The sequence below is a fragment of the Limosilactobacillus pontis DSM 8475 genome (genome assembly GCF_001435345.1).
Classification (GTDB): domain Bacteria; phylum Bacillota; class Bacilli; order Lactobacillales; family Lactobacillaceae; genus Limosilactobacillus; species Limosilactobacillus pontis.
Window position 1 is genome coordinate 110,978 of sequence record NZ_AZGO01000065.1, and the last position, 26,777, is coordinate 137,754.

The window sequence follows — 26,777 nt, forward strand, 5'->3', positions numbered from 1 at the left end:
CATCAGCGATCTTTTATGCTAAAATAAACTATGGTAAATAACTCGTGGGAGTGAGCAGTGATGCTCGCTCTTTTTATTGCAAACGATGGAGGTGACACATTTGAGTACTGTTGTCGAAACGGTAACGGCGCTTGTTAAGCCGATTCTGGATGAGCACAACTTCTACCTGTACGATATGGAATTCGTCAAGGAGGGGAAAAGCTGGTACCTGCGCGTCTACATCGACAAGGACGGCGGGATCACCCTGAATGATTGTGCCGCGGTCAGCGACCAGCTGAGCGAGGCCCTGGACAATGTCGAACCCGACCCGATTCCTCAGGCCTACTTCCTGGAGGTTTCATCACCGGGTGCTGAACGGCCGCTGCGCAACGAAGAAGATTATCAGCGGGCGGTCAACGACTACATTCACGTCTCCCTGTACCAACAGATCAACGGTAAGAAGGTCTACGAGGGAACCCTGACCAAGCTGACGGATAAGGAACTAACCCTCGACTACCTGGATAAGACCCGGCACCGGCAGGTCGTCATCGACCGGAGCAAGGTTGCCCAGGCCCGGTTGGCAATCAAGTTTTAGTTAAAGGAGTGTCTCAAGTGAGCAAATCAAGAGTCAATGAGGAAATGATTGGCGCCCTCAATTACCTGGAAAAGGAAAAGGGAATCAAGAAGGAAGTCGTAATCGAGGCCTTAGAGCAGGCCCTGGAGACGGCTTACAAGCAGAACTACGGTGAAAAGAACGTTGAGGTTGAATTTAACTCCTTGACTGGTAACATCAAGGTCTACGCCGTCAAGACGATCACCGATGACGAGGACGCCGTGGCTGAAGACAGTAACGAGTACATGAGTCTGGCGGATGCCCGTAAGCTCCCCCACGGTCAGGGTTACGACGTCGGCGACGAGATCCGCGAAGAGGTAACACCACGCAACTTCGGCCGGATCGCTGCCCAAACTGCTAAGCAGGTGGTCATGCAGCGGCTGCGTGAGGAAGAGCGCAAGATCGTCTACGACAAGTACAAGACCTACGAAAACGAGATCATCACCGGTGAGGTTTCCAGAGAGGACCGTCGCTTCACCTATGTCGACCTCGGTGATGGCGTCGAAGGTGCGATGGGCTTCCGTGATAAGATGCCAAACGAACACTACCACGTTCACGACCGGATCCAGGTCTACGTTTCCAAGGTCAACGATGACCGGCGGGGCCCGCAGATCTACGTCAGCCGGACCGCTCCAGAACTGTTGAAGCGGCTCTTTGAACGTGAGGTTCCCGAGATCAAGGACGGTACGGTCCTGATTGAAAATATTGCGCGGGAGGCCGGTGACCGGGCCAAGGTTGCGGTCTACTCCAATGACCCCAACGTTGACCCAGTCGGCACCTGTGTTGGCCCCCGTGGTTACCGTGTCCAGGCGATTGTCAACGAGTTGGATGGCGAGAACATGGACATCGTGGAGTACGTCAAGGACCCGGCCAAGTTCATCGCCAACGCGTTGAACCCGGCCGACGTCTTGGACGTGATCTTCAATGAACCAGCACCGGCGGAGGAACCAGTACCGGAACCGGTTGAAACGCCCGCTGATGATGTGGACGCTACTGCTGACGAGGACACTACCGAAACGACGCCTTCAGAAGCACCACGGGAAGCAGAACGTTCCTGCACGGTCGTGGTTCCCGACAACCAATTGTCTCTGGCCATCGGCAAGCGGGGGCAAAACGCCCGTCTGGCGGCCCGGTTGACCAAGTACAAGATCGACATCAAGTCCGAATCCGAGATGGAGGAACTCCAAAACCAGGAGGACAGCGATGTCGATGGCACCGTTGCCGACAATGATGACCAATCATCAACTGAAGCAGAATAATCAAGCTTAAGCAGCGGGGTGAAAATAATGAAAAAGAGAAAAGTACCGATGCGCAAGGATATTGTCACTGGTGAAATGATGCCCAAGCGGCAACTGATCCGGGTGGTCAAGAACAAGGAGGGCGAGGTTTCCCTCGACCCGACCGGTAAGAAGGCTGGCCGGGGCGCCTACATCGCGGTCGACGTTGAGATCGCCAAGCGGGCCAAGGCGGAGAAGACCTTTGAGAAGGCCTTCCACGTTACCCTGGACGATGGATTCTACGATGAATTGATCCAGTACACGGACCACCTGCAGGCACGGCAGGAATTATTTGGAAAAGATGCCCAAAAATAATCAACAAGCAGTCCTCAACCTGCTGGGGTTAGCGCGGCGTGCCGGTCAGCTGACCAGCGGGGAAGGAATCGTTTTAAAAAATGTTCAAACAAATAAGGCAAAGTTTGTGTTTTTAGCAAGTGATGCTGGGGCGGCGAGCGCCAAGAAGTTTACTGACAAGTGCAACTTCTACCACGTTCCGTTCTGCCAGCAATTTACTAGAAAGCAGCTCAGTCAGGCAACGGGTCAGGCAAGAACCGTTTTTGGTGTGATGCAATCTGGATTTGCAAGAAAGTTTGAGGATTTAATGACAATGGAATAAGGAGTGTGAGCGTATGGCCAAGGAACGAATTTACGAACTAGCAAAAGAGCTCAAGATGACAAGCAAGAACTTGGTAACGGTGGCTAAGCAACAGGGGATGGTAATCAAGAGCCACATGTCCTCGGTGACCCCCGAACAGGCCAACCAGTTACGGAAGGTAGTCAAGGGTCAGCAGTCAGCCAAGAAGAACCCGAGTGCCAAGAGCAAGCCGGTCAACAAGAAGCACGAGAACAATTCGGGCAAGAAGGCAACCAAGCCAGCTGGCAAGCACCAGGAGCACAAGCAGGGTGACCATCATGACAAGCATGCTGCTAACCAGCACCGGCATGCAGAAAACAAGGGACACCGTGCTAACGACCAGGGCCAGGCAAAGGCCGAACACAAGGGGCACAAGGCTGACCACAACAATAATAACCAGCACCGCAATGGCGGCGGCCGGTTCGGTGGTAGTTTGAACGCCAACGACAACCGGCGGGGTGGCCGCTTCAACAAGAAGAACAAGAAGCGTAACAAGCATAACAAGAACCGCCGGATGCGCGAGGTTGAACACAAGCAACCAACCCAGCGCAAGGATAAGCCGTTACCGGATGTGCTGGAGTACAGTGAGGGGATGAACGCCCAGGGCCTGGGTAAGATCCTCCACCGGTCCCCAGCCGAGATTATCAAGAAGCTCTTCATGCTCGGGGTCATGATCAACCAGAACCAGTCCCTGGATAAGGACACGATCGAGCTGCTGGCGACCGACTACGGCATTGAGGCCAAGGAGAAGGTCGAGGTTGACGTTTCCGATATTGACAAGATCTTCGAGGAGGAGCAGAGCAACACCAACCACCTCGTTTCCCGGCCACCAGTCGTTACCGTTATGGGTCACGTTGACCACGGTAAGACGACCCTGCTGGATAAGCTGCGTCACTCCCACGTCACCGCACACGAGGCCGGTGGGATCACCCAGGAAATCGGTGCCTACCAGGTCCACTACAATGACCACCTGATCACCTTCCTGGATACTCCAGGACACGCGGCCTTCACCGAGATGCGGGCCCGGGGTGCCAACATCACCGACATCACCGTCCTGGTGGTTGCCGCCGATGACGGGGTCATGCCGCAAACTGTTGAGGCCATTCACCACGCCCGGGCTGCCAAAACGCCGATTATCGTGGCGGTTAACAAGATCGATAAGCCGGGTGCCAACCCTGACCGGGTCACTGAGGAACTGGCCAAATATAACCTGATCCCAGAAGACTGGGGCGGGGACACGATCTTCGTCAAGATTTCCGCTAAGTTCGGCAAGAACCTGGACGAACTGCTCGACATGATCCTCCTCCAGGCCGAAATGATGGAGCTGAAGGCCAACCTAGACCAAAATGCTGCGGGTTCTGTTGTGGAAGCCCGGCTGGATCAGGGTAAGGGTTCCGTGGCCACTGTGCTGGTCCAACAGGGGACTCTCCACGTCGGCGACCCAATCGTGGTTGGTAACACCTATGGTCGGGTGCGGACAATGACCAATGAAAATGGTCGTCGGATCAAGGCCGCAACGCCAGCTACACCAGTCGAGATTACCGGGCTCAACGAGGTCCCAGAAGCCGGGGACCGGTTCGTCGTTTTCGATGATGAAAAGACGGCCCGGGCTGCCGGTGAAGCACGGGCAAAGCGGGCCCAGGATAAGGAACGGCAGAAGACCTCCCACGTTACCCTGGACAACCTCTTTGCCACGATGAAGAAGGGGAAGATGAAGACCCTGCCGATCATCATCAAGGCCGACGTGCAGGGTTCCGTTGAGGCCCTGAGCCAGAGCCTGCAGAAGATCAAGGTTGATGGTGTCCGGGTTGACATCATTCACCAGGCCGTCGGGGCTATCAGCCAGAGCGACGTTACCCTGGCGGAGGCTTCCAACGCCGTCATTATTGGGTTCAATGTCCGGCCGACCCCGGTTGCTAAGTCCCTGGCTGATTCCAGCAACATCGATATTCGTCTTCACCGGGTTATCTACAAGGCCATCGAAGAGGTTGAGGATGCCATGAAGGGGATGCTGGAACCGGTCTATGAGGAAGAGACGATCGGTGAGGTTGAGGTTCGTCAGATCTACAAGGCCTCCAAGGTCGGCACGATTGCCGGTGGGATGGTTACCTCTGGAAAGATCACCCGGGACTCCAAGGTTCGTCTGGTCCGCGACGGGGTGGTTGTCTACGAGGGTGAACTCGGCAGCCTGAAGCGGTTCAAGGACGACGTCAAGGAAGTCAAGGCCGGTTTCGAATGTGGGCTGACGATTGCCAACTACAATGACATCAAGGAAAAGGATGTCATCGAAGCCTACCGGATGAAGGAAGTTCCAGTTAAGTAAAACTTAAGGAGAATAATATGCCAAGCAAACAATTTCGGGTTGACCGGCTTGCCGGTGAGATCCAGCGCGAAGTTGATGATATCCTCTTGAAGCGGGTGCGTGATCCCCGGGTTAAGGGCATTACCATCACGGGTGTTGACGTTACTGGGGACCTGCAGCAGGCCACCATCTACTACAGCCTGCTCTCGGACCTGGCTTCGGACGGTGAGAAGGCCCAGGCCGGTCTGGATAAGGCGACCGGCCTGATCCGTAGTGAGCTGGGGAGCCGGCTCAACATCTTTAAAACTCCGGCAATCAAGTTCGAACGGGACAAGTCGATTGCCTATGGTAGCAAGATTGACCAGCTGATCAACAAGTTGCACCAACAGGAGAAGTAAGTAATGGTGGCTGGGAGAAAACAGTGTTTTCTCCCAGCCACTGTCAGTTTTTCAATATTACAATGTGGTTACGGAAAATAAGCGCGTCCCTAGCGTCTAGCTACGAACACAGGCCGGCGCTGTTAGTGTCAACCCCCGTCCTAGGCTAGCCGTACAGGACGCCGCGAAGCTTATTTTCCAGCCTCTTTTATTGTGGAGGAACAAGTTATGGATGGAATTATCCCGTTGTACAAGGAGCGGGGAATGACCAGTTTTGACTGTGTCAGCCGCCTGCGCCGAATTCTGCACACCAAGAAGATCGGCCACTCTGGCACCTTGGATCCGTCCGTGGATGGGGTCCTGCCGATCTGCGTGGGTAGCGCAACCAAGGTGGTCCCCTACCTGATGGCGTCCGGCAAGAACTACCAGGGGGAACTACTGGTCGGTGAGGCCACCACCACCGAGGACCTCGACGGTGAGGTTATTGCCGCCCAGCCGGTCACCGACGAGATTCCGGCGGCTGCTATTCAGGAGCAGATGGCCACTTTGACCGGGAAGATTACCCAGATTCCGCCGATGTATTCTGCGGTCAAGGTTAAGGGTAAGCGCCTCTACGAGTATGCCCGGGCCGGCGAGACGGTGGAGCGGCCGGTGCGCCATGTCACCGTCGACAAGTTTGAACTACTGGGCAGCAAGTATGACCCGACCGTCAAGCAGCAGCGGATCTGTTTCAACGTGGTCTGCAGCAAGGGGACCTACGTCCGGACCCTGGTGGTCGAGTTGGCCAAGCGCCTCGGCTACCCGGGGACGATGAGTTGGCTGACCCGGTTGGCTAGTGGTGGCTTCACCCTCGACCAGACGCTGAGCCTGACCGATGTGCAAGATGCAGTGACGGCCGGAACGATTAACCACTATCTCTATCCCCTTGACTATGCCCTACATGACTATCCGGCCGTTGACTTGACCGATACTCAGTGGCGGGCGGTCCAGAACGGGGGCTGGTTGAAACCAGCTGAACTGGCTACTGATGCAGTCGAGCTGGTCCTGAAGTATAATAAACAGGTAAAGGCTTTGTACCACCTTGACCAGCAACAGGGGGCCTACAAGCCGACCAAGATGTTTTCGACAAAATAGGAGGCAACAAGATTGCAGGTTATCAGAGTTCATCACCCGATCGATCCAAGAATCATTCCGGCAGGGCCGGTGGTACTCGCCATGGGCTTCTTCGACGGGGTGCACCGGGGACACCAGGCGGTCATCCGGCGGGCCAAGCGGCTGGCTGACCAGCAGGGACTGCCACTGGCGGTGTTGACCTACAGTCACGCTCCGGGGGTTGCTTACCGTCAGTATCCTGGTGGTTTCAAGTACCTGTCGACGACTAAGCGGAAGCTGGACCTGCTCGATCAGCTGGGAGTGGACCTGGTTTACCTGGTCAGCTTCACCTCCAGCTTTGCCAGCCTAGCCCCCCAGGACTTCGTCGACCAGTACCTGGTTGCCTTTCATAGTCGGGTCGTTGTGGCCGGCTACGACCACACCTATGGCCCGGCAGACGTGGCGACCATGGACCGGCTGCCCGGTTATGCCCGGGGCCGGTTTGCTGTGGTGACGGTACCCAAGTTTACAGCTGACGACTCTACAGCCAAGGTTGGTTCGCGGACAATCCGCCGGCTGATTGATGCCGGGGACGTTCAGGAAGCTAATCAGGAGCTCGGTTACCACTACCAAACCACCGGTCTGATCGTCCACGGTCTGGCCCGGGGGCGGACCCTGGGTTTTCCGACCATCAACGTCGAGACGCCGACCCCGGAACGCTTGCCGGGGATCGGGGTTTATGCCGTCAGCGTGCAGATTGGGGATCATTGGTACGGTGGGATGGCCAGTGTCGGTCACAACATCACCTTTGGCGAACACAATCAGTTGACGGTCGAGATTTATCTCTTTGACTTCGACCGGATGGTCTACGGCGAGGAGGTTAAGGTGCGCTGGTACCAGTACCTGCGCGGTGAAGAAAAGTTCGCCGGTGCCGAGGAACTGGTGACCCAGATGAAACGCGATGAACGGGCAGCCCGGACCGTCGTTCAGGATCCACCAGTGTTGGGGGACCAACTGGTTCATTAGTAAGATATAGAAAAAGCGTCGATCTGCAAGTTGAATTGCGGACCGGCGCTTTGTTTTTGATGAGAGTGATAGCTTTTCTCCCTTACCTTATTTATTCTAATTCGACTTTTTCACGCTGGTCATGTTGGCAAGCTCAGTAAAGATTTCTTCCGTTTTCACGCCCGGCTTGAGTTCACCAAACAGGCGACAGGAAACCGTGCCGTTTTGGTAGCTGTAGACCGTATGCTTTAGGGGCGCCCGGAAGTCCTGGTGGTTGAGCTGGTCAATGACCTCATAGAGCCGTTTGGTTCCGCCATCCAGCAGTAGGAAGCAGGAAAACTCACGGCCCCGCCGGAGGGCAAATTGGTCGATGTACTTACCCAGCATCTCGGCGATCAGCACGCAGATCGTCCCGGTGACGCCGATGCTGTAAAGGCCACTTCCGTAAGCGAGGCCAATCGCCCCGGTTACCCAGATTCCGGCAGCGGTGGTGAGGCCGTTGATGACGTGATCGTGGCGGTTGAGGATGGTTCCGGCCCCCAGGAACCCAATTCCACTGACGACCTGGGCGGCGATCCGCGAGGGGTCCACCGACCAGTTCTGGTGGGTAATTCTCAATAGATCAAAGAAGCCATATTTGGAGACGATCATTGCCAGGGCGGCCCCGAGGGCGATGAGAGCATGGGTGCGGATCCCCGCCGTCTTGGCCTTGCTCTTGCGTTCAAAGCCAATAATCCCGCCGCAAAGGGCTGCTAACAGCATCCGCAGACACCAGTCAAGTTCTTGCAAGCCAGTCACTTCCCAAACGAAAACAGTATTATTTTAGTTATTATTACAACTCCACTACAACGCGTTTACTGATTTAAAGCTAAGTATAGTAAAGAAAAATCAGGCTTAATGTCGGCTGGCGCGGTGGCTATTACCATGGTGGATCTTATGAACCCGCCGCTTAAACTTCGGCCCGTCATCGGTGACCAGCTTGAAGCGACGCAGCTTGCCCTGGAAGGGGTGGCCGGTCAGCTTAAGGTTGGTCCAGGACCGCATCACGTCGGTCATTGAGTTGAGCTGGTCAACCAGGTCGGGATTACCTTCTTGTTGGGCAGCCTGCATGATGTCGGACTGAAGACGGTAGATTAGGTTGTTATGATAAGCGAGCAGCTCGTTGGTTAGCGGGGCGTTTCGGTACTTGTTAAACAGGTGCTGGATAAGCTCCATGGCCTCTTTGGCACTGTGCGGTTGGACGTAACGATGGTCGTCTGTACTCATTTTAAAATCTCCTCGGAAAATCTTTGACATTTCTTGACTTTTAGGACGGTGGTTGGTATATTATACAGTGTGTTTAGCACTTAACCCTAAAGAGTGCTAAAAGGGGAAGTGATAACAATGCTAACACAGCGTCAAAATAAGATCCTGCAAGCGATTGTACGTCAATACACGTCGACTGGTCAACCGGTGGGGTCCAAGCACCTGGCCGAGGAGTTGCCATTTAAGGTCAGTTCCGCGACCGTCCGCAATGAGATGGCCGTCCTTGAACGGGCCCACCTGATTGCCAAGGAGCACTCCTCATCGGGACGGGTGCCATCCAAGGAGGGTTATCGTTACTACGTTGACCACCTCCTGGACCCCCAAGCGGTGACGGATAATGACCTGGTCGTTATCCAGAACTCGCTGGGCACCAGCTTTCAGAAGATTGACGAGATCATCTCGCACTCGGCTGATATTTTGTCAAACCTCACTTCGTACACGGCGTTCACCCTTAAGCCTGAGCAGGCGGACGTGCGGTTGAGTGGTTTCCGACTGGTGCCGTTGGGCAACCACAAGGTTATCGCCATCCTGGTTACGGACAGTGGGGATGTCGAGAGTCAGGCATTTACCCTGCCGCGCAATCTCGACCTAGATGCTCTCCAGGCGGTCATTCGGATGATTAATGACCAACTGGTCGGCCTCCCGCTGACGAGCGTCATGAAGCGCTTAAACGACGACATCCCATTGCGGGTGATGCACTATATGCACAGCGCCGATGGGTTTCTGGATCTCTTTGACAATGTCGTTTCAAAGGCTGCACGGGAGCAGTTCTTTATCGGCGGCCGATTAAACCTGTTGGACTTCTCGAACACCCGTGATCCCCAGGCGCTGCAGACCATGTACCGCCTGCTGGACCACAACGATGAGCTTTCGCACCTGCTCGATGCCGGGAAGACCGGCGAGGGGGTCAACGTCCGCATTGGGTCCGAGATCTCTAAGGACAAGGTGCTCGATAACTACAGTCTGATTACGGCGACCTATGATGTCGACCAGTACGGCAAGGGAATCATTGCCGTACTGGGGCCGACGCGGATGCCGTATTCCCGGACGATCGGTTTGGTAAATGCCTTTCGTCAGGAACTGGCCAAGCGCCTGTTGGACTTTTATTGGCATTACTATGATTCATAGGAGGCGAGTTAATTGGCAGAAAAGGATAATAAGAAGACGGCTGAGCAGCAACCGACTGCAGAGGAGCAGGTAGCTGCTAAAAAGACAACTAACGCCCAATCTAAAGATAAGAAGAAATCAGCAACCAGTCAGGTTGATGAATTAAAAGCAGAAATCAAGGACCTCAAGCAGCAATTGGCTGACAAGGACGACAAGTACCTGCGAGCCGAGGCCGAGATCCAGAACATGACGACCCGGTTCAAGAAGGAGCGGGCCCAGATCCTCAAGTACGATGGACAGGACCTTGCCAAGGCTGTTTTACCGGTTCTCGATAATCTTAAGCGGGCACTGACAATTGAGGTGACCGATGAGAACGGTAAGCAGTTGAAGAAGGGGATTCAGATGGTTCATGACCACCTGACCAGCGCCCTGACTGATCACGGTATCACCGAGATCGAAGCCGACGGGAAGCCGTTCGACCCGACCCTGCACCAGGCGGTTCAGACCGTCCCGGCCCAGGACGGGCAGAAGCCGGACACCGTCGTGCAAGTCCTTCAGGCTGGTTACCAGCTCAAGGACCGCGTCTTACGGCCAGCAATGGTTGTTGTGGCACAATAAAAATTAAGTAAAAAGAGGGAATTTAACAATGGCAAGTAACAAGATTATTGGTATTGACTTAGGTACTACTAACTCCGCCGTTGCCGTCATGGAAGGTAACGAGCCGAAGATCATCACGAACCCAGAAGGCAGTCGGACGACGCCATCTGTTGTTTCGTTCAAGAATGGTGAGACCCAGGTTGGTGAAGTTGCCAAGCGGCAAGCAATCACGAACCCGAACACGATCTCATCCATCAAGAGTCACATGGGAGAAGCCGGCTACACGGTTGAAGTCGATGGTAAGAAGTACACGCCACAGGAAATTTCAGCCATGATCCTGCAATACCTGAAGAAGTACGCGGAAGACTACATCGGTGACACGGTTGACAAGGCCGTCATCACGGTGCCAGCATACTTCAACGATGCTCAACGTCAGGCGACCAAGGATGCCGGTAAGATTGCCGGCCTGGACGTCAAGCGGATCATTAACGAACCAACCGCTTCTTCTCTGGCTTACGGCCTGGACAAGAAGAACAAGAATGAAAAGATCCTGGTTTACGATCTTGGTGGTGGGACCTTCGATGTCTCCATCCTGGAATTAGGTGACGGGGTCTTCCAAGTCCTCTCCACGAACGGTGATACCCACCTGGGTGGTGACGACTTCGACCAGAAGATCATGGACTGGCTGATTGATGGCTTCAAGGAAGAAAACGGTGTCGATTTGTCCAAGGACAAGATGGCCCTGCAACGGTTGAAGGATGCCGCTGAAAAGGCTAAGAAGGACCTTTCCGGTGTTCAAGAAGCTCAGATCAGCCTGCCATTCATCTCCGCTGGTGAAAACGGTCCATTGCACCTGGAAAAGACCCTGACCCGGGCTCAATTCAACCAATTGACCAACGACCTGGTTGAACGGACGAAGCAACCAGTATTGAACGCCTTAAAGGATGCCGACCTGTCATTTGATGACATCGATGAAGTCATCTTAAACGGTGGTTCAACCCGGATTCCAGCCGTTCAAGAAATGGTTAAGGAACTGACTGGCAAGGAACCAAACCACTCCATCAACCCTGATGAAGCCGTTGCCCTTGGTGCCGCTATCCAAGGTGGGGTTCTGACCGGTGATGTTAAGGATGTTGTCCTGCTCGATGTTACGCCACTGTCCCTTGGTATTGAAACCATGGGTGGGGTCTTCACTAAGCTGATCGACCGGAACACGACCATTCCAACCTCCAAGAGTCAGATCTTCTCGACCGCCGCTGATAACCAATCTGCCGTTGACATCCACGTTCTCCAGGGTGAACGGCCAATGGCAGCCGACAACAAGACCTTGGGGAACTTCCAGCTGACGGACATTCCAGCCGCCCCACGTGGTGTTCCACAGATCAAGGTTACCTTCGACATCGACAAGAACGGGATCGTTAACGTTTCTGCCAAGGATATGGGAACTGGTAAGGAACAAAAGATCGTCATCAAGTCCAACTCTGGGCTGTCCGATGACGAAATCGAACGGATGAAGAAGGATGCCGAGGAACACGCCGAAGCCGACAAGAAGAAGAAGGAAGAGGTTGACCTGAAGAACGAAGTCGACCAGGAACTCTTCCAAGTCGACAAGACCCTGAAGGAAGTCAAGGGCAAGGTTCCAGAAGAGGACATCAAGAAGGCCGAAAGTGCCCGTGATGATCTGAAGAAGGCCAAGGAAAGCGGTAACCTCGACGACATGAAGGCCAAGAAGGATGCCTTGAACAAGGTTATTCAGGACCTCAGCGTCAAGCTCTACAAGCAGGCCCAGGATGCCCAAGGTGGTGCCCAGGGCGGCCAAGGCGCAAACAACGGTGATGCCAACAACGACAACAACCAAAATGGTAATGGCGGTGACACCGTTGACGGTGACTTCAAGGATGTAACGCCTGACGACAAGAAGTAATCTCAACTGTTGACAAGAGTAATGTAGAAGCCAAAGGCCATCGTTTGCGGACTTTGGCTTTTACTTTCGTTTGCCAACTGTGGTATAACTAAACCAAATCGACTTGTGAGGGATGTATATGGCAGAAAAAGATTACTATGACATTTTAGGTGTCTCCAAGGACGCGTCCGAGGCCGATATCAAGCACGCTTACCGGCGCCTGGCAGCGAAGTACCACCCCGATGTCAACCACGCACCTGGGGCTGAGGAGAAGTTCAAGCAGATCAACGAGGCCTACGATGTCTTGAGTGACCAGCAGAAGCGGGCCCAGTATGATCAATACGGGTCGGCTGGTCCGCAGGCTGGTGCCGGTGGCTTCGGCGGCTTTGGCGGCTTTGGCGGTGGCCAGGGCGGCTTCAACCAGGGCTTCGGTGGCGGCGGCTTCGACGACATCTTCAGCCAGTTCTTCGGTGGTGGCCAGCGGCGTCAGGATCCGACCGCACCACGCCCGGGTCGTGACCTCCAGTACGCGATGACGCTGAAGTTTATGGATGCTGTCTTTGGTAAGACGACGACCATCAAGTACGACCGCGACGAGGAGTGTAAGACCTGTCACGGGACCGGTGCCAAGCCGGGCAAGTCGGCGACGACCTGTCAGCGCTGTGGTGGCCAGGGCTTCATCGTCACCATGCAACGGACACCACTGGGTAACATGCGGTCCCAGACGACCTGTCCCGAATGTCACGGGACGGGGAAGGTCATCAAGCCGGAGGACCGGTGCACGACCTGTCACGGGACCGGTCACGTTCAAGAGAAGCACGAGCTGGAGGTTAAGGTGCCAGCCGGGGTTGACGATGGTCAGCAGATGCGGCTCCAGGGCCAGGGTGATGCCGGGGCTAACGGCGGACCGGCCGGTGACCTCTACATCGTCTTCCGGGTAACGCCAAGCCGGGACTTCCGGCGGGATGGGTCGACTATCTACGTCGATCGTGACATCTCCTTTGCCCAGGCGGCCCTGGGTGACGAGGTCAAGGTCAAGACGGTTCACGGTGATGTCGACCTGAAGATTCCTGCTGGTACCCAGTCCGAGACCAACTTCCGCCTGCGCGGTAAGGGGGTCCCGCACCTCAACGGCAATGGCAACGGTGATGAGCACGTCACTGTTCACGTCCGGACGCCAAAGAGCCTGAATAAGCGGCAGCGGGAGGCCATGATGGCCTTTGCCGCCGCCAGTGGTGAGGACGTCAAGGGCGTCCAGAAGTCCGTTTTGGACAAGCTCAAGGATGCTTTTGAGGATCGGTAAAATTTAAGCTGAGGACGACTGCTGAGGGCGGCCGTCCTTTTGTGTTTTCATCGTGCCCCAGATTTTGTTATACTAAAAATAGTATTTTCGTAGAAAGAGTGACAGAGCAGATGACAATGAGTCTAGACGAGATGAAGGCGCGGCAGAAGCGCATTCGCAACTTTTCAATTGTGGCCCACATTGATCACGGTAAGTCGACTTTGGCTGACCGGATCCTTGAGATGACCGATTCGATTAGCAAGCGGGAGATGAAGAACCAGATCTTGGATGACATGCCCCTGGAACGGGAGCGGGGGATCACCATCAAGCTGAATGCTGTGGCCCTGACCTACCATGCCAAGGACGGTCAGGACTACATTTTCCACCTGATTGACACTCCAGGGCACGTCGACTTCTCCTATGAGGTCTCACGGTCCCTGGCGGCCTGTGAAGGGGCCATCCTGGTCGTCGACGCCACCCAGGGGGTCGAGGCCCAGACATTGGCCAACGTTTACCTAGCCCTGGACAATAACCTGGAGATTTTGCCGGTCATCAACAAGATTGACCTGCCGTCCGCTGATCCGGAGGGGACCAAGAAACAAATCGAGGACGAGATCGGCCTGGACACAAGTGAGACCGTCGACGTCAGTGCCAAGACTGGGCTGGGGGTCGACAAGGTCCTGGAGAAGATCGTCCATGACGTGCCGGCGCCAACTGGTGACCTGACCGCCCCGCTGAAGGCCCTGATCTTTGATTCCAAGTATGATGACTACCGTGGGGTGGTCCTCAGCGTACGGGTCTTCGAGGGGACCGTCAAGAAGGGTGACCGGATCCGGCTGATGAATAGCGGGACCGAGTACGAGGTGGCCGAGGTCGGGATCAATTCGCCCAAGCCCTTGGCCCGTGACGTCCTGATGGCTGGAGACGTTGGTTATATCACCGCCGCTATCAAGGATATCAAGGATACCCGGGTTGGGGACACGGTCACCAATGCCGACCGGCCAACCGACAAGCCCCTGGAAGGCTACCGACAGATGACACCGATGGTCTACGCCGGGCTCTACCCGACTGACAATGCCAAGTTCAACGACCTCCGGGATGCCCTGGAGAAACTACAGCTAAATGATGCCGCCCTGACCTTTGAGCCGGAGTCATCCCGGGCCCTGGGCTTCGGGTTCCGGTGTGGCTTTTTGGGGTTACTGCACATGGACGTGGTTCAGGAACGCTTGGAGCGGGAGTTCAACCTCGACCTGATCACCACTGCGCCATCGGTTACCTACCACGTTGACCTGGCGGACGGGACGATGAAGGAGGTCGAGAACCCGGCCGAGATGCCGGATGCTTCTGCCATCAAGGACATTAAGGAGCCGTACGTGCAGGCCTCGATCATGGTGCCCAACGATTACGTCGGCCCCGTGATGGAGCTCTGCCAGCGCAAGCGGGGGATTTTCGACACGATGGAGTACCTCAGCGATACCCGGGTCAACGTGATCTACCATATCCCGTTGTCGGAAATCATCTTCGACTTCTTCGATAAGCTGAAGAGTTCCACCCGCGGGTACGCTTCCCTGGACTACGAGATTGACGATTACAAGCCAAGTAACCTGGTCAAGATCGACATCCTCCTGAACGGGGACAAGGTCGATGCCCTGAGCTTCATTGCCCACAAGGATTTTGCAGTCGAGCGGGGACGGGATATCACATCGAAGTTGAAGAAGATCATTCCCCGGCAGAACTTTGAGATTCCGATCCAGGCGGCCATCGGTTCCAAGATCATCGCTCGGACCAACATCAAGGCCTACCGGAAGGACGTTACGGCCCGTATCCACACCGGGGACCCTGACCGGCGTGCCAAGCTGCTGGAAAAGCAGAAGCGCGGTAAGAAGCGGATGAAGGCGGTCGGTAAGGTCGACATCCCACAGGAAGCCTTTATGGCCGTTCTGAAGACCGATGAGCAACTGGATGATAAGTGATCGTTGATGTGACGGTATTCTCAATTCTTAAAATTCACAAAGTAAGACCAATATTCTAACGGTTTTCCCTTAATCTTCCCCTACGCGGGATTGTAAGAGAGAAAATAAAATTAGGATGTTGGTCTTCTTTAATTGTGTTCAATAATCCGCTGGGGGACAAGGAATTCAATCGGTGGAACCAGAATGGAACCAAAATGGATCCACAGGTTAGGTTAGAGTAAGGTTAGGTAAGGTAAGGATAGGTTAAATTTAATTAAGACTAGTAGTGCCGAAGCCAAATTTAAGGAATGACACGTCAAGCTCAACCGGGGCCAAGCATAGATCATGTTCGAGTATAATTTTGAAGTTAGCTACTTTCTTATTGACAATGCAGGGGTACCATACGTTTATAATCGTGGGGCCCTTTTCTTCTCCGGGTATTTAATAATTTGAAAAAGTGGGTATGTCTGAGTAATTTATGCGATCATGGTGCAGATTGCTGCACGAAGCAAACAAAAAAGCAGCCCAGCCTGGGACTGCCATTCGTATTAGTTATTCGTTGGCTGTGTCGGTTGCGTTGCCGAACCGACCACCTCCTGCTGACGAGTAGTCAGGGAGTGCTTGAGCTGCCGGTTTTCGTCCTGCAGCTGCTTGATTTCCCTTTTTAGCCGTGTAATCTCCTGCTTATTAGGTTGCTTCTGCAATTCCTTGATTTCCTTGTTGACCTTGATGTGGTTGGAGAAGGAGAAGAGGTAGATGATCAGGGCGCCAATCAATAGACAAACTAAAATCAATAGAACTAGTGGTGTATTGACCCGACTGAAGAGTAGGTTGACCTCGACCGTGGCCGTGTTGAGTAGGGCAAAGATGACGAAGACGATTAATAGAATGATGGAAACGATCATCGTTGATTGCTTTTTCATGTGCTTTGGACTTCCTTTGATAATTGCTTTATGTTCAGTATACCATTTCAATAGATCAGCGGTGCAACAACCTCAGTAAACCAGCGCTTAGCAACGACGTCTTGGGGACCGGTAACGGGGGCCGGTTTGATCAAGTGGTCATCAACGTTGAAGAGGCCTAGCTGCCCCTTGACCGGGATTGGCTCAATCCAGTATGAACCACTGAGACCAAAAGGGGCAAGGCGCCAGCCATAGTCGTGGTCGCCATACCGGTCAATTTTAACCAACTTAGCAACACAAGTAGCGTAGCCAGGGATGCCGCCGTGAACTTTCTTGGCGGTACCACAAATTAGCAGATCCCCCCGATAGTTGGTTGACCAGCTACGGTACTCAATGGTCTTCTTCCCCCAGAAGATGTCCATCACATAGTCGGATCGAATCGATAGTGCATTCATGATTCCTCCCCAAATAAAAAACGACCGGTCAGACGACCAGTCGTTTTAACGGATTAGGTTATAACTAATGAGGATTAGTTGTTACCTTCAAGCTTTGCCCAACCGTCCTTAGCAACCTTAGCAAGGGCAGCGGCAGAAGCATCCATGGCCTTTTGTTCACGTTCGTCAAGTGGAACTTCAATAATCTTGGCAATCCCGTTAGCGTTGATAACGGCAGGGGTACCAAGGTAGATTGGTTCGTTGACACCGTATTGACCGCTCATTGGAGCACCAACCGGCAGAACAGCGTTTTCGTCACGCAAAATAGCACGGGAAATCCGCATCAAGCAGGTAGCAACACCGTAGTAGGTAGCACCCTTACGGTTAATGATTTCGTAAGCCTTGTTACGAACATCGTCTTCGATCTTAAGAAGTTGGTCCATGGAAACGTTGTTTTCCTTGGCAATGTCAAGAAGTGGCTTGCCACCGATCGTAGCGCTGGAGTAGGCAGCAAATTCGGAGTCACCGTGTTCAGCCATGATGTTTGCCATAACGTCACGTGGATCAACGTCAAACAGCTTGGCAAGGGCAATCCGCAGACGGGATGAGTCCAGTGAAGTACCGGAGCTGATAACCTTGTTCTTTGGGAAGCCGGAAAGCTTTTGAACAGCGTAGGTCAGGATGTCAACTGGGTTGGCAGCAACCAGGAATACACCGTTGAAGCCGGACTTGACGATTGGGTCAACGATGGACTTCATGATCTTGAGGTTCTTGTCAACCAATTGAAGACGGGTTTCACCTGGCTTTTGAGGTGCACCGGCAGTGATAACTACCAGGTCTGCATCCTTGCAAGTGTCGTAGTCAGCGGCGTAGATTTTCTTTGGGGCAGTGAAGACAGTAGCATCTTCGAGGTCCAAAGTGTCACCTTCAGCACGCTTCTTGTTGATATCAACAATGGCCAATTCTTCAGCCAGACCTTGTTGTACCATTGCGTAAGCGTAACTTGAGCCAACGGCACCGTCACCGACGAGAACAACTTTTTGATGATTCTTAGACATAATTTAACAGTCTCCCTTTCATCCTATATGTGCTATTTTGAGATTCCTCTCATAATTAATTATAGCATTCCTTGTGAAAAAAGCTATCAATTTGTGAAATGAGATTCAATTTTGCCCGAAAATTTAACATTCACCGCTTAGATTGTCAGTTGAAGGCAACATAACCAGCCACTAGGAGGGCTACCACAACCATCGGCCAGAGCAGGACGTGAATCAGGGCGCCGACCAGCAGGATCACAAACAGGATTCCCAGGACCTTGAGGGTGAAGATCCCTAACTTCCATAGGATCCACAGGGCGAGCAACAGGATCAGGATACTCATTTTCTTTCCTCCATATTTGATGGTGCCAAGTATATCACCAGCTTCGGCCGAGGGTGAAGCTGGTGAATTAAACTTTGGCACTTTCTTAACCTTGTGATAAAATATAGTTATCTAAATGGCTAATTAGCCGCGAAATAACGATGGAGGAGGTGGTTACCATTCTGAATCGAACGAAGCAGTTTATGCGTGAAAATGATTTAATGTATAAGAAAGAATACATTCGTCCAATGATGACGCCACAGCACGTCTATGTCTTTCGGTTTGGTAAACACAGGCTAAACAATCGGGTAATCATTCGGTATTCCCACACCTGGACGGGCCGTTTGAAGATTAACGAAATTGACGTCCGACTTCATCATCAACATCACCCGCGCATCTTCTTGACCGAGGCCGACCTGATCGACTACCTGAAGCACCATATGGAAAAGGAAAAACGGTGGGAAAAAGAACGATCACATGCCGATGATGGTGAAGCAGAATAGGTGATCGTTGCACAGATCGTGACCATGATTTTGTGGCCGCGATTTTATTATTTAAGGAGGCTTTTTAAGTGGAATGGACAGCAGTAACCGTAACTACGTCTAGCGAGGCCGTTGAGGCGGTCAGCTATATTTTAACTAACGAGGGAGCCCAGGGCGTTCAAATTGATGACGCCGCCGACTTTGCCCAGCTCAAACCCGGTCGTTATGGTAAAAACGGCGAGATCGTCGACCTCACGACAATCCCCCACCGGACGTCTGGAGCGGCGGTGACGGGCTACTTCCAGGCCAACACCTTCGTTCCTGAGCTCCTGCCGACAATTCGTCAACGGGTGGCTAAGCTGCGTGACTATGGTTTGAATTCCGGCGACAATGAGGTCACGTCTGCGGTGGTCGACAACCAGCAGTGGGCGACCGTTTGGCAGAAGTATTACCACCCGCTGCGGGTTACCAATGAATTGACGATCGTCCCCCAGTGGGAGGATTACCAGCCGGAGCAGGATCAAGAGAAGCTCCTGGTGCTCGATCCGGGGATGGCCTTTGGTACCGGGACCCACCCGACGACTAAGCTGATGCTGATGGCACTGGAAAACGTCATCCGGGGCGGGGAATCGTTGATTGACGTTGGCACCGGGTCCGGGGTGCTGAGCATTGCCGCCAAGCAACTGGGAGCCGGGGATGTTCAGGCCTACGACATTGATGAGGTGGCTGTCCGGTCCGCCCGGAAGAACCTGGACTTGAACCCGGTCGCTGCGGACGTCAAGTTGGGCGTCAACAGCCTGCTTGACGGGATCCATACCCAGGTTGACGTGGTGGTGGCCAACATCTTAGCCGAGATCATCGTACCGCTGATTCCCCAGGCCTTTGCTAACCTGAAGCCGGGTGGTCACTTTCTGGTCTCGGGGATCATCGACGATAAGGCGGCCATGGTCCGGCAGAAGATGGTTGATCAGGGCTTTGTTATTGACAGTGAGACCAAGATGGGTGACTGGCATGGGATTATCGCCCACAAACCGACGGAGGATGAGGACTGATGCAACGCTACTTTATCAATCAACCGGCTGACGGGCAGGAATTGGCACTGCCTAAGGACGTTGCCCACCACCTGGTTACGGTCTTACGGGCGACGGTCGGCAGCCAAGTTGAACTTGTTTTAGCCGACCACCGGGTTTACCTGGCCACGGTGACGGCTACCAACCCGGCCCAGGTCAAGATCGTTCAAGACCTTGACCGAGACAGTGAATTGCCGCTACGGGTTACCCTGGTCTGCGGCCTGCCCAAGACCAAGGAGAAGCCGGAGCTAATTGTCCAGAAGGCCACCGAATTGGGGGCTGATCGGATCGTCTTCTTCGAATCGGCCCGGTCGATCAGCCACTGGGCGAAAAACAAGCAGGCCAAGAAGCTGGCCCGTCTGCAGAAGATTGCCGATGGGGCAGCCGAGCAATCCCACCGCAACCGTCAACCCCAGGTGGCCTATTACCCAGACCTGGAATCGGCGCTGGCTGCCAACCCAGCCGATCAGCGGGTAGTTGCCTGGGAGGAGTCAGCCAAGCAGGGGGAGACGAGTGCCCTCCACCGCCTGCTAGTGGGGATGACAACGGGCCAGTCCCTACTGGCGGTCTTTGGTCCCGAGGGTGGGTTGACCGGCCAGGAAGTCGAACGGATGCAGGAGGTTGGGGTGGTCCCGGTTGGCCTAGGTCCGCGGATCCTGCGCACGGAAACGGCCCCGCTCTACTTCATGGCGGCGGTCTCCTACGCCAGTGAATTGGCGACCACCCAGCGTTAATGATTACACTGGATTGTGCTACAATGAGAAAAATCAGTAAGAAAGAGAATATTGATAATAAGGTGTTGTAAAATGGCAATCTTCAAAAGTAAATGGCAAGCGATGGATAAACTGCTCTGGGAGCTGGGGGTCGTCTTTGGGATGCTAGTACCCGTTTTGACCGACCAGCTATCGTTCTTGACCCGGGTCCACTGGGTTGTCTGGTTCCTACTGGTCGTCAATGGTATCTATAGTATCTGGATTGGAAATCGGGTTGCCAAACGGCAGCTGAGTGTGCTTAACCTGTTAGTCTTTCCCGTGCTGTTTCTGCTGGCGGCTTACTTCTTCATGCCACACTTTACCTACTATTTTGCACCAGCTTACTGGGCGGTAAGCTACCTGGCCTGGGCCAGTCGGCAACAATAATTTGACGAAGGGGGAATGGGAATGTCACAGACAAAAGAATTAACGCATGAAGACGTGCGGCGGATGGTTGCTTCCTACATGAATGATGAACATGTGGCCCTGGTTGAGAAGGCCTACCGCTTCGCCGCCGTTTGCCACCATGACCAGCGGCGCAAGTCCGGCGAGCCATACATCATCCACCCAATCCAGGTTGCCGGAATCCTGGCTGACCTCCAGATGGACCCGGAGACGGTCTGCGCGGGTTACCTCCACGACATCGCTGAGGATACCGGTGCAACTTTGGACGACATCAGGGAGCTATTTGGTCCGACCATTGCCATGATCGTTGACGGTGACACCAAACTGGGCAAGATTCACTACAAGTCCAATCGGGAACAGATGGCAGCAACCCACCGGAAGCTGCTTTTGGCGATGTCCAAGGATATTCGGGTAATGATTGTTAAGCTGGCTGACCGTCTGCACAACATGCGGACCCTCCAGCACCTGCGGCCGGACAAGCAACGGCGGATCTCCAATGAAACGCTGGAGATCTACGCCCCAATTGCTGACCGGCTGGGGATCAGTACGATTAAGTGGGAACTAGAGGACCTGTCCCTGCGCTACCTCAACCCGCAGCAGTATTACCGGATTGTTCACCTGATGAACTCACGGCGTGACCAGCGGGTTGACTACATCAACAGTGCAATCGAACTGATCAAAAACGCCCTGGGGGACCTGAAATTGGGCCCCAACGTTGAGATCTACGGCCGGCCCAAGCATATCTACTCGATCTACCGTAAGATGGTGACCCAGCACAAGCAGTTCAGTCAGATCTATGACCTGCTGGCGATCCGGGTGGTGGTTGACACCATCAAGGATTGCTACGCCGTTCTTGGGGCCATCCACACCAATTGGAAGCCAATGCCGGGCCGGTTCAAGGACTACATTGCCATGCCCAAGACCAACGGCTACCAGTCACTGCACACCACGGTGATTGGACCCGAGGGCCGGCCACTGGAGGTTCAGATCCGGACCCACAAGATGCACGAGGTTGCGGAATACGGGGTCGCTGCCCACTGGGCCTACAAGGAGGGTAAGACCAACGGGGTTCAGCAGACCCGTGACAGTCAGAAGCTGAACGTCGTCAAGGAAATTCTCGAACTGCGTCAGGACAGCAACGGCACCGATGAGTTCATGCAGGGTGTCCAGAGCGATATCTTCACCGACAAGGTCTACGCCTTTACCCCCAAGGGCGACGTGATTGAGATGCCCAAGGGGTCTGGTCCCCTGGACATGGCCTATCAGATCCATACCGAGGTTGGCAACCACACGACCGGGGCCAAGGTCAACGGGCGGATCGTGCCCCTGGACTACGAGATCAAGAACGGTGAGATTGTCGATATCCTGACCTCACCATCTTCGGCGGGGCCGAGCCGGGATTGGCTTGACCTGGTTAAGACGCGGCGGGCCCGCAACAAGATTCGTCAGTTCTTCCGTGCCCACTACCGGGAGCAGAACATTGAGCAGGGGAAGCAGATGGTTGAAACCGAGCTGCGCGAAGCCGGCTATGACCCGTTTGCCCTGCTGACGGATAAAAAGGCGGCCGACGTGGCCCAGGCCCTGCACTACAGCACTGCCGATGACATGTACGCCGCAATTGGCTTTGGTGACTTGGCACCGGTGGGGGTCAGGAACCGTTTCACGGCCGATATTCGTCAAAGGGAGGAAAACGACCGTCAGGAGGCTGCCCAGCGGGCCCTTCTCGAGGAACACAAGACCCTGGAGAAACCCGATGAGCGGGCTAAGCAGAAGCAGGCTAAGGCTTCCAGTGAGGGGGTCGTGGTCGAGGGGGTTGACAACCTCCTTGTCCGGCTCAGCCACTGCTGTGACCCCGTTCCCGGCGATGAGATCGTCGGCTACATCACCAAGGGGCGTGGGGTCTCCGTTCACCGTAAGGACTGCCCGAACATCAAGGCGGCCGAGAAGAGCGGCCAGCGAATCGTCAGTGTCTACTGGGCCGACCCACGCGGGGACAAGACCAACTATGACGCTGACATCGAGGTGCAGGGCTATAACCGCAATGGCATGCTCAACGATGTCCTGCGGTCGATCAACAACAGTACCCGTTTCCTGAACTCAGTCAACGGGAAGGTCGACCACAACAAGATGGTCACGATCAGCCTGACAATCGGCGTTCGTAACCTGCAGCAGCTACAGCTGATCATGAACGCTCTGAAGAACATCCGGGATGTCTACGTGGCCAAGCGGGTCATTCGCTAGGAGGAGAATTATGCGTGTTGTATTACAAAAAGTAAACCGGGCCCAGGTAACAATCGACGGGACGGTTGTCGGCAAGATTGGTAGGGGTTATATGCTCCTGGTCGGTTTTGCTCCCGAAGACGGGGACAAGCAGCTCGACTACCTCGTTCACAAGATCGTCAACCTGCGGGTCTTTGAGGATGAGAGCGGCAAGATGAATAAGGGACTGAAGGACGTCGACGGGGCGATCCTGTCGATCTCCCAGTTTACCTTGTATGCTGATACCCGTCACGGTAACCGGCCGGGCTTCACTGATGCTGCCAAGCCGGAGATCGCCGCGCCACTGTACGAGCGGTTCAACCGGAAACTCGCTGCTACCGGCGTTCATGTTGAGACCGGCCGTTTCGGCGCCGACATGCAGGTCGACCTGGAAAACGACGGGCCAACCACCATTATCTATGAGAAATAAAAAAATTCGTGATCTCAAATGAGGTCGCGAATTTTTTTGCTCTAGTACTGGGCCAGGATCTGGTCGACGGCGCCACCGTAGCTTTCACCGAATAAGACCAGGTGCATGCAGAGATAGTAGAAACGATACCAGGGCAGGCGGTCGTTGATCCCTGGCGTGAACGGGTACTGGGCGGCGTAGGATTGGTAAAAGTTGTTGTCAAAGCCACCAAAAACTGTCGTCATGGCTAGGTCAAACTCCCGGTCACCGTAGACGGCGTCGGGGTCGATCAGGTAGGGCTGGTCGTTGGCAAACATGAAGTTACCCGCCCAGAGGTCACCGTGCAACAGGCTTGGTCGTATGTCATGGCCTTGATAGTAGGCGTTGAATTGTTTGACCATCTGGGCGAAGTGCTCCTGGCGCCACCGGTTCCAGCGGACGCGGTCACTGGCCACCTGGACCTCGGGGAGGAGACGCTGGTGGACATAGAAGTCGCGCCAACTGCTGTTCCAGGAGTTGTCCTTGACCAGGGCCTTGGTACGGTGGTTATCGGTAAAGCCAAACTGGTTATTGGCACTATACTGCTGGTGCATGGTGGCGACGGCCCGGCCGAGGTCGGCTTGGCTGCCGGTGCTCTCGTCTAGCCAATTTAAGACCAGGTAGGCATTGCCGTTGATCTCCCCGTTGTGGACGGGGGTTGGGGTGTTAGTGACCTTACCGATTGCCTTTAGCCCGTTGATCTCGTGGGCAAAGTACTTGGCCGGCTGGTTGGGCTGGACCTTGATGAAGTAGGATCGACCATCCGCCTCGATACGGTAGGACTCGTTGATGTCACCACCACTGACGGGCTGATAGCTGGTCAATTGCTTGAATGGTAGCTGCTGGAACCACTGATGATTTAACGTACTCAAAGAACCACTCCTTTACTAGTTTAGGTTAATTATAACGAGGAGTGACTTGGGATTCAAAACGGGAAATTACAGGTGGGATATTGACATTCGGGGTGGGGACGAGTAAGGTAAAAAATGAAAATTTGATATTCATAACCAGTAATAAAAGAATGCTCGATACCTTCAAAGGACCAGCGAGTGGGGATGGTGGAAGCCCACCTTGCGAGGGACCGATTGACACTTTTATGGTTGGACATTCGTCCCGTCAGTTCGCTGACGTTATCGTTGAGTTGATACCAAGGTGGTACCGTGCATCAGAGCACCCTTGCAGACGCAGGGGTGCTCTTTTATTATTTTATGAATGAAAAAGGAGCACTCGAGAATGAAGAGAACCAATTATTGTGGAGATACCAACGAACAGCAGGTTGGTCAAGAGGTCGTCTTAAAGGGCTGGGTTGCCAAGCGGCGCAACCTCGGTGGCTTAATCTTTATCGACCTCTGGGACCGGGAAGGCATTGTCCAGTTGGTCTTCAACGAAAAGGAAAATCCGGAAGCATTTAAGGTGGCTAATGCCGTCCGTAACCAGTACGTCCTGGAGGTTACTGGGAAGGTCCAGCCACGAGCCGAGAAGGAAATCAACCCCGACATGAAGACCGGGAAGGTAGAAGTGGCGGTTGAAAAGGCCACCGTCCTGGCCCAATCCGAGACGACGCCGTTTGATATCACGGATGGGGTTGACGCCTCCGAAGACCTACGGATGAAGTACCGTTACCTGGACCTCCGCCGGCCCGAGATGATGAAGAAGCTGATGTTGCGTTCTAAGGTGACCCACGTCATTCACCGTTACTTTGAAAAGAACGGCTTCCTCGACGTTGAAACCCCCGACCTGACCCGGTCAACGCCAGAAGGGGCCCGGGACTACATCGTGCCTTCCCGGGTCTACCCTGGTCACTTCTACGCCCTGCCACAGTCACCACAACTGTTCAAGCAGCTGCTGATGGCGGCTGGGGTCGACAAGTACTACCAGATTGCCAAGTGCTTCCGGGACGAGGACCTGCGTGGTGATCGGCAGCCCGAATTCACCCAGGTCGACACGGAAATGTCCTTCGCCACGCCACAGGACATCCAGGACATGACCGAGGGGTTAATCAAGGACGTCATGAAGGAAGTCTTAGGTGTCGACGTCAAATTGCCGTTCCCACGGATGGAATGGCAGGACGCCATGGACAAGTACGGGACCGACAAGCCGGATACCCGCTTTGGTATGCTGATCCACGACTTAAGCGACATCGTCAAGGACTCTTCATTCAAGGTCTTTTCTACGACAGTGGCAAACGGTAACTACGTCCGGGCCATTGCGGTGCCGGGTGGGGCCGACAAGTACTCCCGTAAGGATATTTCCAAGCTGGAGGATTACATCAAGCGTTACGGTGCCAAGGGCCTGGCCTGGGTCAAGGTTACGGACGACGGCTACAGTGGCCCGGTTGCCAAGTTCCTTACTGATAAAGCCGACGCTATTAACCAGGAACTCGGTGCCAAGAGCGGTGATTTGATCCTCTTCGTTGCCGGCAGCTTCCACGTGGTCTGCGATTCCCTGGGTTACTTGCGGCGTCACTTCGGGCACGAGCTCGGCTTGACCAACCCGAACCAGTGGAACTATGTCTGGGTTGTTAACTGGCCAATGTTTGAATACGACGAGGGCTTTGGCAAGTGGATTGCGGCTCACCACCCGTTCACCATGCTGAACCCTGAGGACCTCCACTACTTAGAAGACGGCGAGGACCCGCACAAGGCCCACGCCCAGAGCTATGACATCGTCTTAAATGGTCAGGAGATTGGTGGGGGCTCGATCCGTATCCACGATCCAAAGGTTCAAGAGAAGGTTTTGAAGGCTCTCGGCTATACCAAGGAACGTGCCGAGGCCCGCTTCGGCTTCCTGCTCAAGTCCCTCACGCTGGGGATGCCGCCGGAAGGGGGACTGGCCATCGGGCTCGACCGCTGGGTAATGTTCCTGTCCCAGGCCGACAACATCCGGGACGTCATCGCCTTCCCGAAGAACTCCAAGGCCGTGGAACCACTGACTGCCGCCCCTGGCAAGGTTAGCCAGCAGCAGCTTGACGACCTGAAGATTGAATTCGGCAAGGACGTTGACTACAAGCTGGACAAGTAAAATTAAGGTGAAAGAAGAGGCTGGGAAATAAGCTTCTCGGCGCCCTGTACGGCTAGCCTAGAACGGAGGTTGACGCTAGAGGCGTCGGCCTTCGTTCGTAGTCAAATAGACTTGCTACGCTGCGTTAGACGCTAAGGGCGCGCTTACGACGCGAAGCTAGCCTGTTAGGTTTCCCGTAACTGCATTGTAATATTCGGAAAACTAATAGTGGCTGGTGAGA

The 26,777-nt window shown here is 54.3% G+C and carries 26 protein-coding genes and 2 pseudogenes; 21 read left to right on the plus strand and 7 right to left on the minus strand.

The annotated features are described in order from the left end of the window. Positions 1-100: 100 nt before the first annotated feature. The 9 genes and pseudogenes from rimP (at position 101) to ribF (ending at position 7,300) form a co-directional block, all read left to right on the plus strand. The gene (gene rimP / locus FD34_RS07465; protein ID WP_152936729.1) at positions 101-574 is read left to right on the plus strand and encodes a ribosome maturation factor RimP; all 474 of its coding nucleotides are present in this window, start codon (positions 101-103) and stop codon (positions 572-574) included. A 17-nt stretch (positions 575-591) separates the two neighbouring features. Next, entirely contained in the window at positions 592-1,851 is a 1,260-nt protein-coding gene (nusA, locus tag FD34_RS07470) for a transcription termination factor NusA (protein ID WP_057808206.1), read from the plus strand. A 27-nt stretch (positions 1,852-1,878) separates the two neighbouring features. After that, entirely contained in the window at positions 1,879-2,184 is a 306-nt protein-coding gene (gene rnpM / locus FD34_RS07475; RefSeq protein WP_057808207.1) for an RNase P modulator RnpM, read from the plus strand. Next, positions 2,171-2,485, plus strand: a complete 315-nt coding sequence (locus FD34_RS07480) for a L7Ae/L30e/S12e/Gadd45 family ribosomal protein (protein WP_057808208.1) — start codon at positions 2,171-2,173, stop codon at positions 2,483-2,485. The genes rnpM and FD34_RS07480 overlap by 14 nt, the downstream gene beginning before the upstream one ends. 13 nt (positions 2,486-2,498) lie before the next feature. After that, positions 2,499-2,661 (plus strand): annotated as a pseudogene (locus FD34_RS08935) (translation initiation factor IF-2 N-terminal domain-containing protein); the annotation flags it as partial. Positions 2,662-2,891: 230 nt separating this feature from the next. Next, positions 2,892-4,826: pseudogene (infB, locus tag FD34_RS07485) on the plus strand (translation initiation factor IF-2); the annotation flags it as partial. Positions 4,827-4,843: 17 nt separating this feature from the next. Further along, complete coding sequence (gene rbfA, locus FD34_RS07490; protein WP_057808210.1) at positions 4,844-5,203, plus strand: 30S ribosome-binding factor RbfA; 360 nt, start codon at positions 4,844-4,846, stop codon at positions 5,201-5,203. A gap of 207 nt (positions 5,204-5,410) precedes the next feature. Next, positions 5,411-6,316 carry a tRNA pseudouridine(55) synthase TruB gene (gene truB, locus FD34_RS07495; protein ID WP_057808211.1) on the plus strand — a complete coding sequence of 302 codons (906 nt, stop codon included), beginning with the start codon at positions 5,411-5,413 and terminating at the stop codon, positions 6,314-6,316. A gap of 12 nt (positions 6,317-6,328) precedes the next feature. After that, a complete protein-coding gene (gene ribF, locus FD34_RS07500) occupies positions 6,329-7,300 on the plus strand; it encodes a riboflavin biosynthesis protein RibF (RefSeq protein ID WP_057808212.1) in 972 nt (323 codons plus the stop codon). A gap of 96 nt (positions 7,301-7,396) precedes the next feature. Here ribF and FD34_RS07505 read toward each other — a convergent pair whose 3' ends face one another. Both FD34_RS07505 and FD34_RS07510 read right to left on the minus strand, forming a co-directional pair. Then, a complete protein-coding gene (locus FD34_RS07505) occupies positions 7,397-8,068 on the minus strand; it encodes an MgtC/SapB family protein (protein ID WP_235806015.1) in 672 nt (223 codons plus the stop codon). A 105-nt stretch (positions 8,069-8,173) separates the two neighbouring features. Then, positions 8,174-8,545 carry a hypothetical protein gene (locus tag FD34_RS07510; RefSeq protein ID WP_057808214.1) on the minus strand — a complete coding sequence of 124 codons (372 nt, stop codon included), beginning with the start codon at positions 8,543-8,545 and terminating at the stop codon, positions 8,174-8,176. A 117-nt stretch (positions 8,546-8,662) separates the two neighbouring features. Between FD34_RS07510 and hrcA the strand changes: the two genes are divergently transcribed. From hrcA to lepA, 5 genes are all read left to right on the plus strand, one after another. Further along, a complete protein-coding gene (gene hrcA / locus FD34_RS07515; protein WP_057808215.1) occupies positions 8,663-9,712 on the plus strand; it encodes a heat-inducible transcriptional repressor HrcA in 1,050 nt (349 codons plus the stop codon). Between the two features lie 12 nt (positions 9,713-9,724). Beyond that, on the plus strand, positions 9,725-10,309 hold the full coding sequence (gene grpE, locus FD34_RS07520) for a nucleotide exchange factor GrpE (RefSeq protein WP_057808216.1): 585 nt from the start codon (positions 9,725-9,727) through the stop codon (positions 10,307-10,309). A 28-nt stretch (positions 10,310-10,337) separates the two neighbouring features. Continuing rightward, on the plus strand, positions 10,338-12,212 hold the full coding sequence (dnaK, locus tag FD34_RS07525; RefSeq protein ID WP_057808217.1) for a molecular chaperone DnaK: 1,875 nt from the start codon (positions 10,338-10,340) through the stop codon (positions 12,210-12,212). Between the two features lie 118 nt (positions 12,213-12,330). Next, positions 12,331-13,494 (plus strand): molecular chaperone DnaJ, encoded by a 1,164-nt coding sequence (dnaJ, locus tag FD34_RS07530; protein WP_057808218.1) that lies wholly within the window; start codon positions 12,331-12,333, stop codon positions 13,492-13,494. Positions 13,495-13,610: 116 nt separating this feature from the next. Then, a complete protein-coding gene (lepA, locus tag FD34_RS07535; RefSeq protein ID WP_057808341.1) occupies positions 13,611-15,446 on the plus strand; it encodes a translation elongation factor 4 in 1,836 nt (611 codons plus the stop codon). A gap of 527 nt (positions 15,447-15,973) precedes the next feature. Here lepA and FD34_RS07540 read toward each other — a convergent pair. The 4 genes from FD34_RS07540 to FD34_RS08640 form a co-directional block, all read right to left on the minus strand. Beyond that, entirely contained in the window at positions 15,974-16,348 is a 375-nt protein-coding gene (locus tag FD34_RS07540; RefSeq protein ID WP_057808219.1) for a LapA family protein, read from the minus strand. A gap of 47 nt (positions 16,349-16,395) precedes the next feature. After that, on the minus strand, positions 16,396-16,782 hold the full coding sequence (locus tag FD34_RS07545) for an ASCH domain-containing protein (RefSeq protein WP_057808220.1): 387 nt from the start codon (positions 16,780-16,782) through the stop codon (positions 16,396-16,398). Between the two features lie 74 nt (positions 16,783-16,856). After that, positions 16,857-17,819 carry an L-lactate dehydrogenase gene (locus tag FD34_RS07550; RefSeq protein ID WP_057808221.1) on the minus strand — a complete coding sequence of 321 codons (963 nt, stop codon included), beginning with the start codon at positions 17,817-17,819 and terminating at the stop codon, positions 16,857-16,859. Between the two features lie 145 nt (positions 17,820-17,964). Continuing rightward, on the minus strand, positions 17,965-18,141 hold the full coding sequence (locus FD34_RS08640) for a hypothetical protein (RefSeq protein ID WP_169788925.1): 177 nt from the start codon (positions 18,139-18,141) through the stop codon (positions 17,965-17,967). Positions 18,142-18,323: 182 nt separating this feature from the next. On the opposite strand from FD34_RS08640, the gene FD34_RS07555 reads away from it, so the two are divergent. The 6 genes from FD34_RS07555 (at position 18,324) to dtd (ending at position 23,518) form a co-directional block, all read left to right on the plus strand. Further along, positions 18,324-18,623: a hypothetical protein gene (locus FD34_RS07555; RefSeq protein WP_191980211.1), complete on the plus strand. Its 300-nt coding sequence runs from the start codon at positions 18,324-18,326 to the stop codon at positions 18,621-18,623. Between the two features lie 68 nt (positions 18,624-18,691). Beyond that, positions 18,692-19,654 (plus strand): 50S ribosomal protein L11 methyltransferase, encoded by a 963-nt coding sequence (gene prmA, locus FD34_RS07560; protein WP_057808223.1) that lies wholly within the window; start codon positions 18,692-18,694, stop codon positions 19,652-19,654. Continuing rightward, entirely contained in the window at positions 19,654-20,406 is a 753-nt protein-coding gene (locus FD34_RS07565; RefSeq protein WP_057808224.1) for a 16S rRNA (uracil(1498)-N(3))-methyltransferase, read from the plus strand. The genes prmA and FD34_RS07565 overlap by 1 nt, the downstream gene beginning before the upstream one ends. Positions 20,407-20,478: 72 nt before the next feature. Then, positions 20,479-20,811: a hypothetical protein gene (locus tag FD34_RS07570; RefSeq protein ID WP_057808225.1), complete on the plus strand. Its 333-nt coding sequence runs from the start codon at positions 20,479-20,481 to the stop codon at positions 20,809-20,811. Between the two features lie 21 nt (positions 20,812-20,832). Continuing rightward, positions 20,833-23,070: a RelA/SpoT family protein gene (locus FD34_RS07575; protein WP_057808226.1), complete on the plus strand. Its 2,238-nt coding sequence runs from the start codon at positions 20,833-20,835 to the stop codon at positions 23,068-23,070. A gap of 10 nt (positions 23,071-23,080) precedes the next feature. Beyond that, on the plus strand, positions 23,081-23,518 hold the full coding sequence (gene dtd / locus FD34_RS07580; protein ID WP_057808227.1) for a D-aminoacyl-tRNA deacylase: 438 nt from the start codon (positions 23,081-23,083) through the stop codon (positions 23,516-23,518). 41 nt (positions 23,519-23,559) lie between these two features. On the opposite strand, the gene FD34_RS07585 is transcribed toward dtd, so the two are convergent. Then, positions 23,560-24,408, minus strand: a complete 849-nt coding sequence (locus FD34_RS07585) for a fructosamine kinase family protein (protein ID WP_057808228.1) — start codon at positions 24,406-24,408, stop codon at positions 23,560-23,562. Between the two features lie 361 nt (positions 24,409-24,769). Between FD34_RS07585 and aspS the strand changes: the two genes are divergently transcribed. After that, positions 24,770-26,557 carry an aspartate--tRNA ligase gene (aspS, locus tag FD34_RS07590; RefSeq protein WP_057808229.1) on the plus strand — a complete coding sequence of 596 codons (1,788 nt, stop codon included), beginning with the start codon at positions 24,770-24,772 and terminating at the stop codon, positions 26,555-26,557. Positions 26,558-26,777 lie beyond the last annotated feature (220 nt).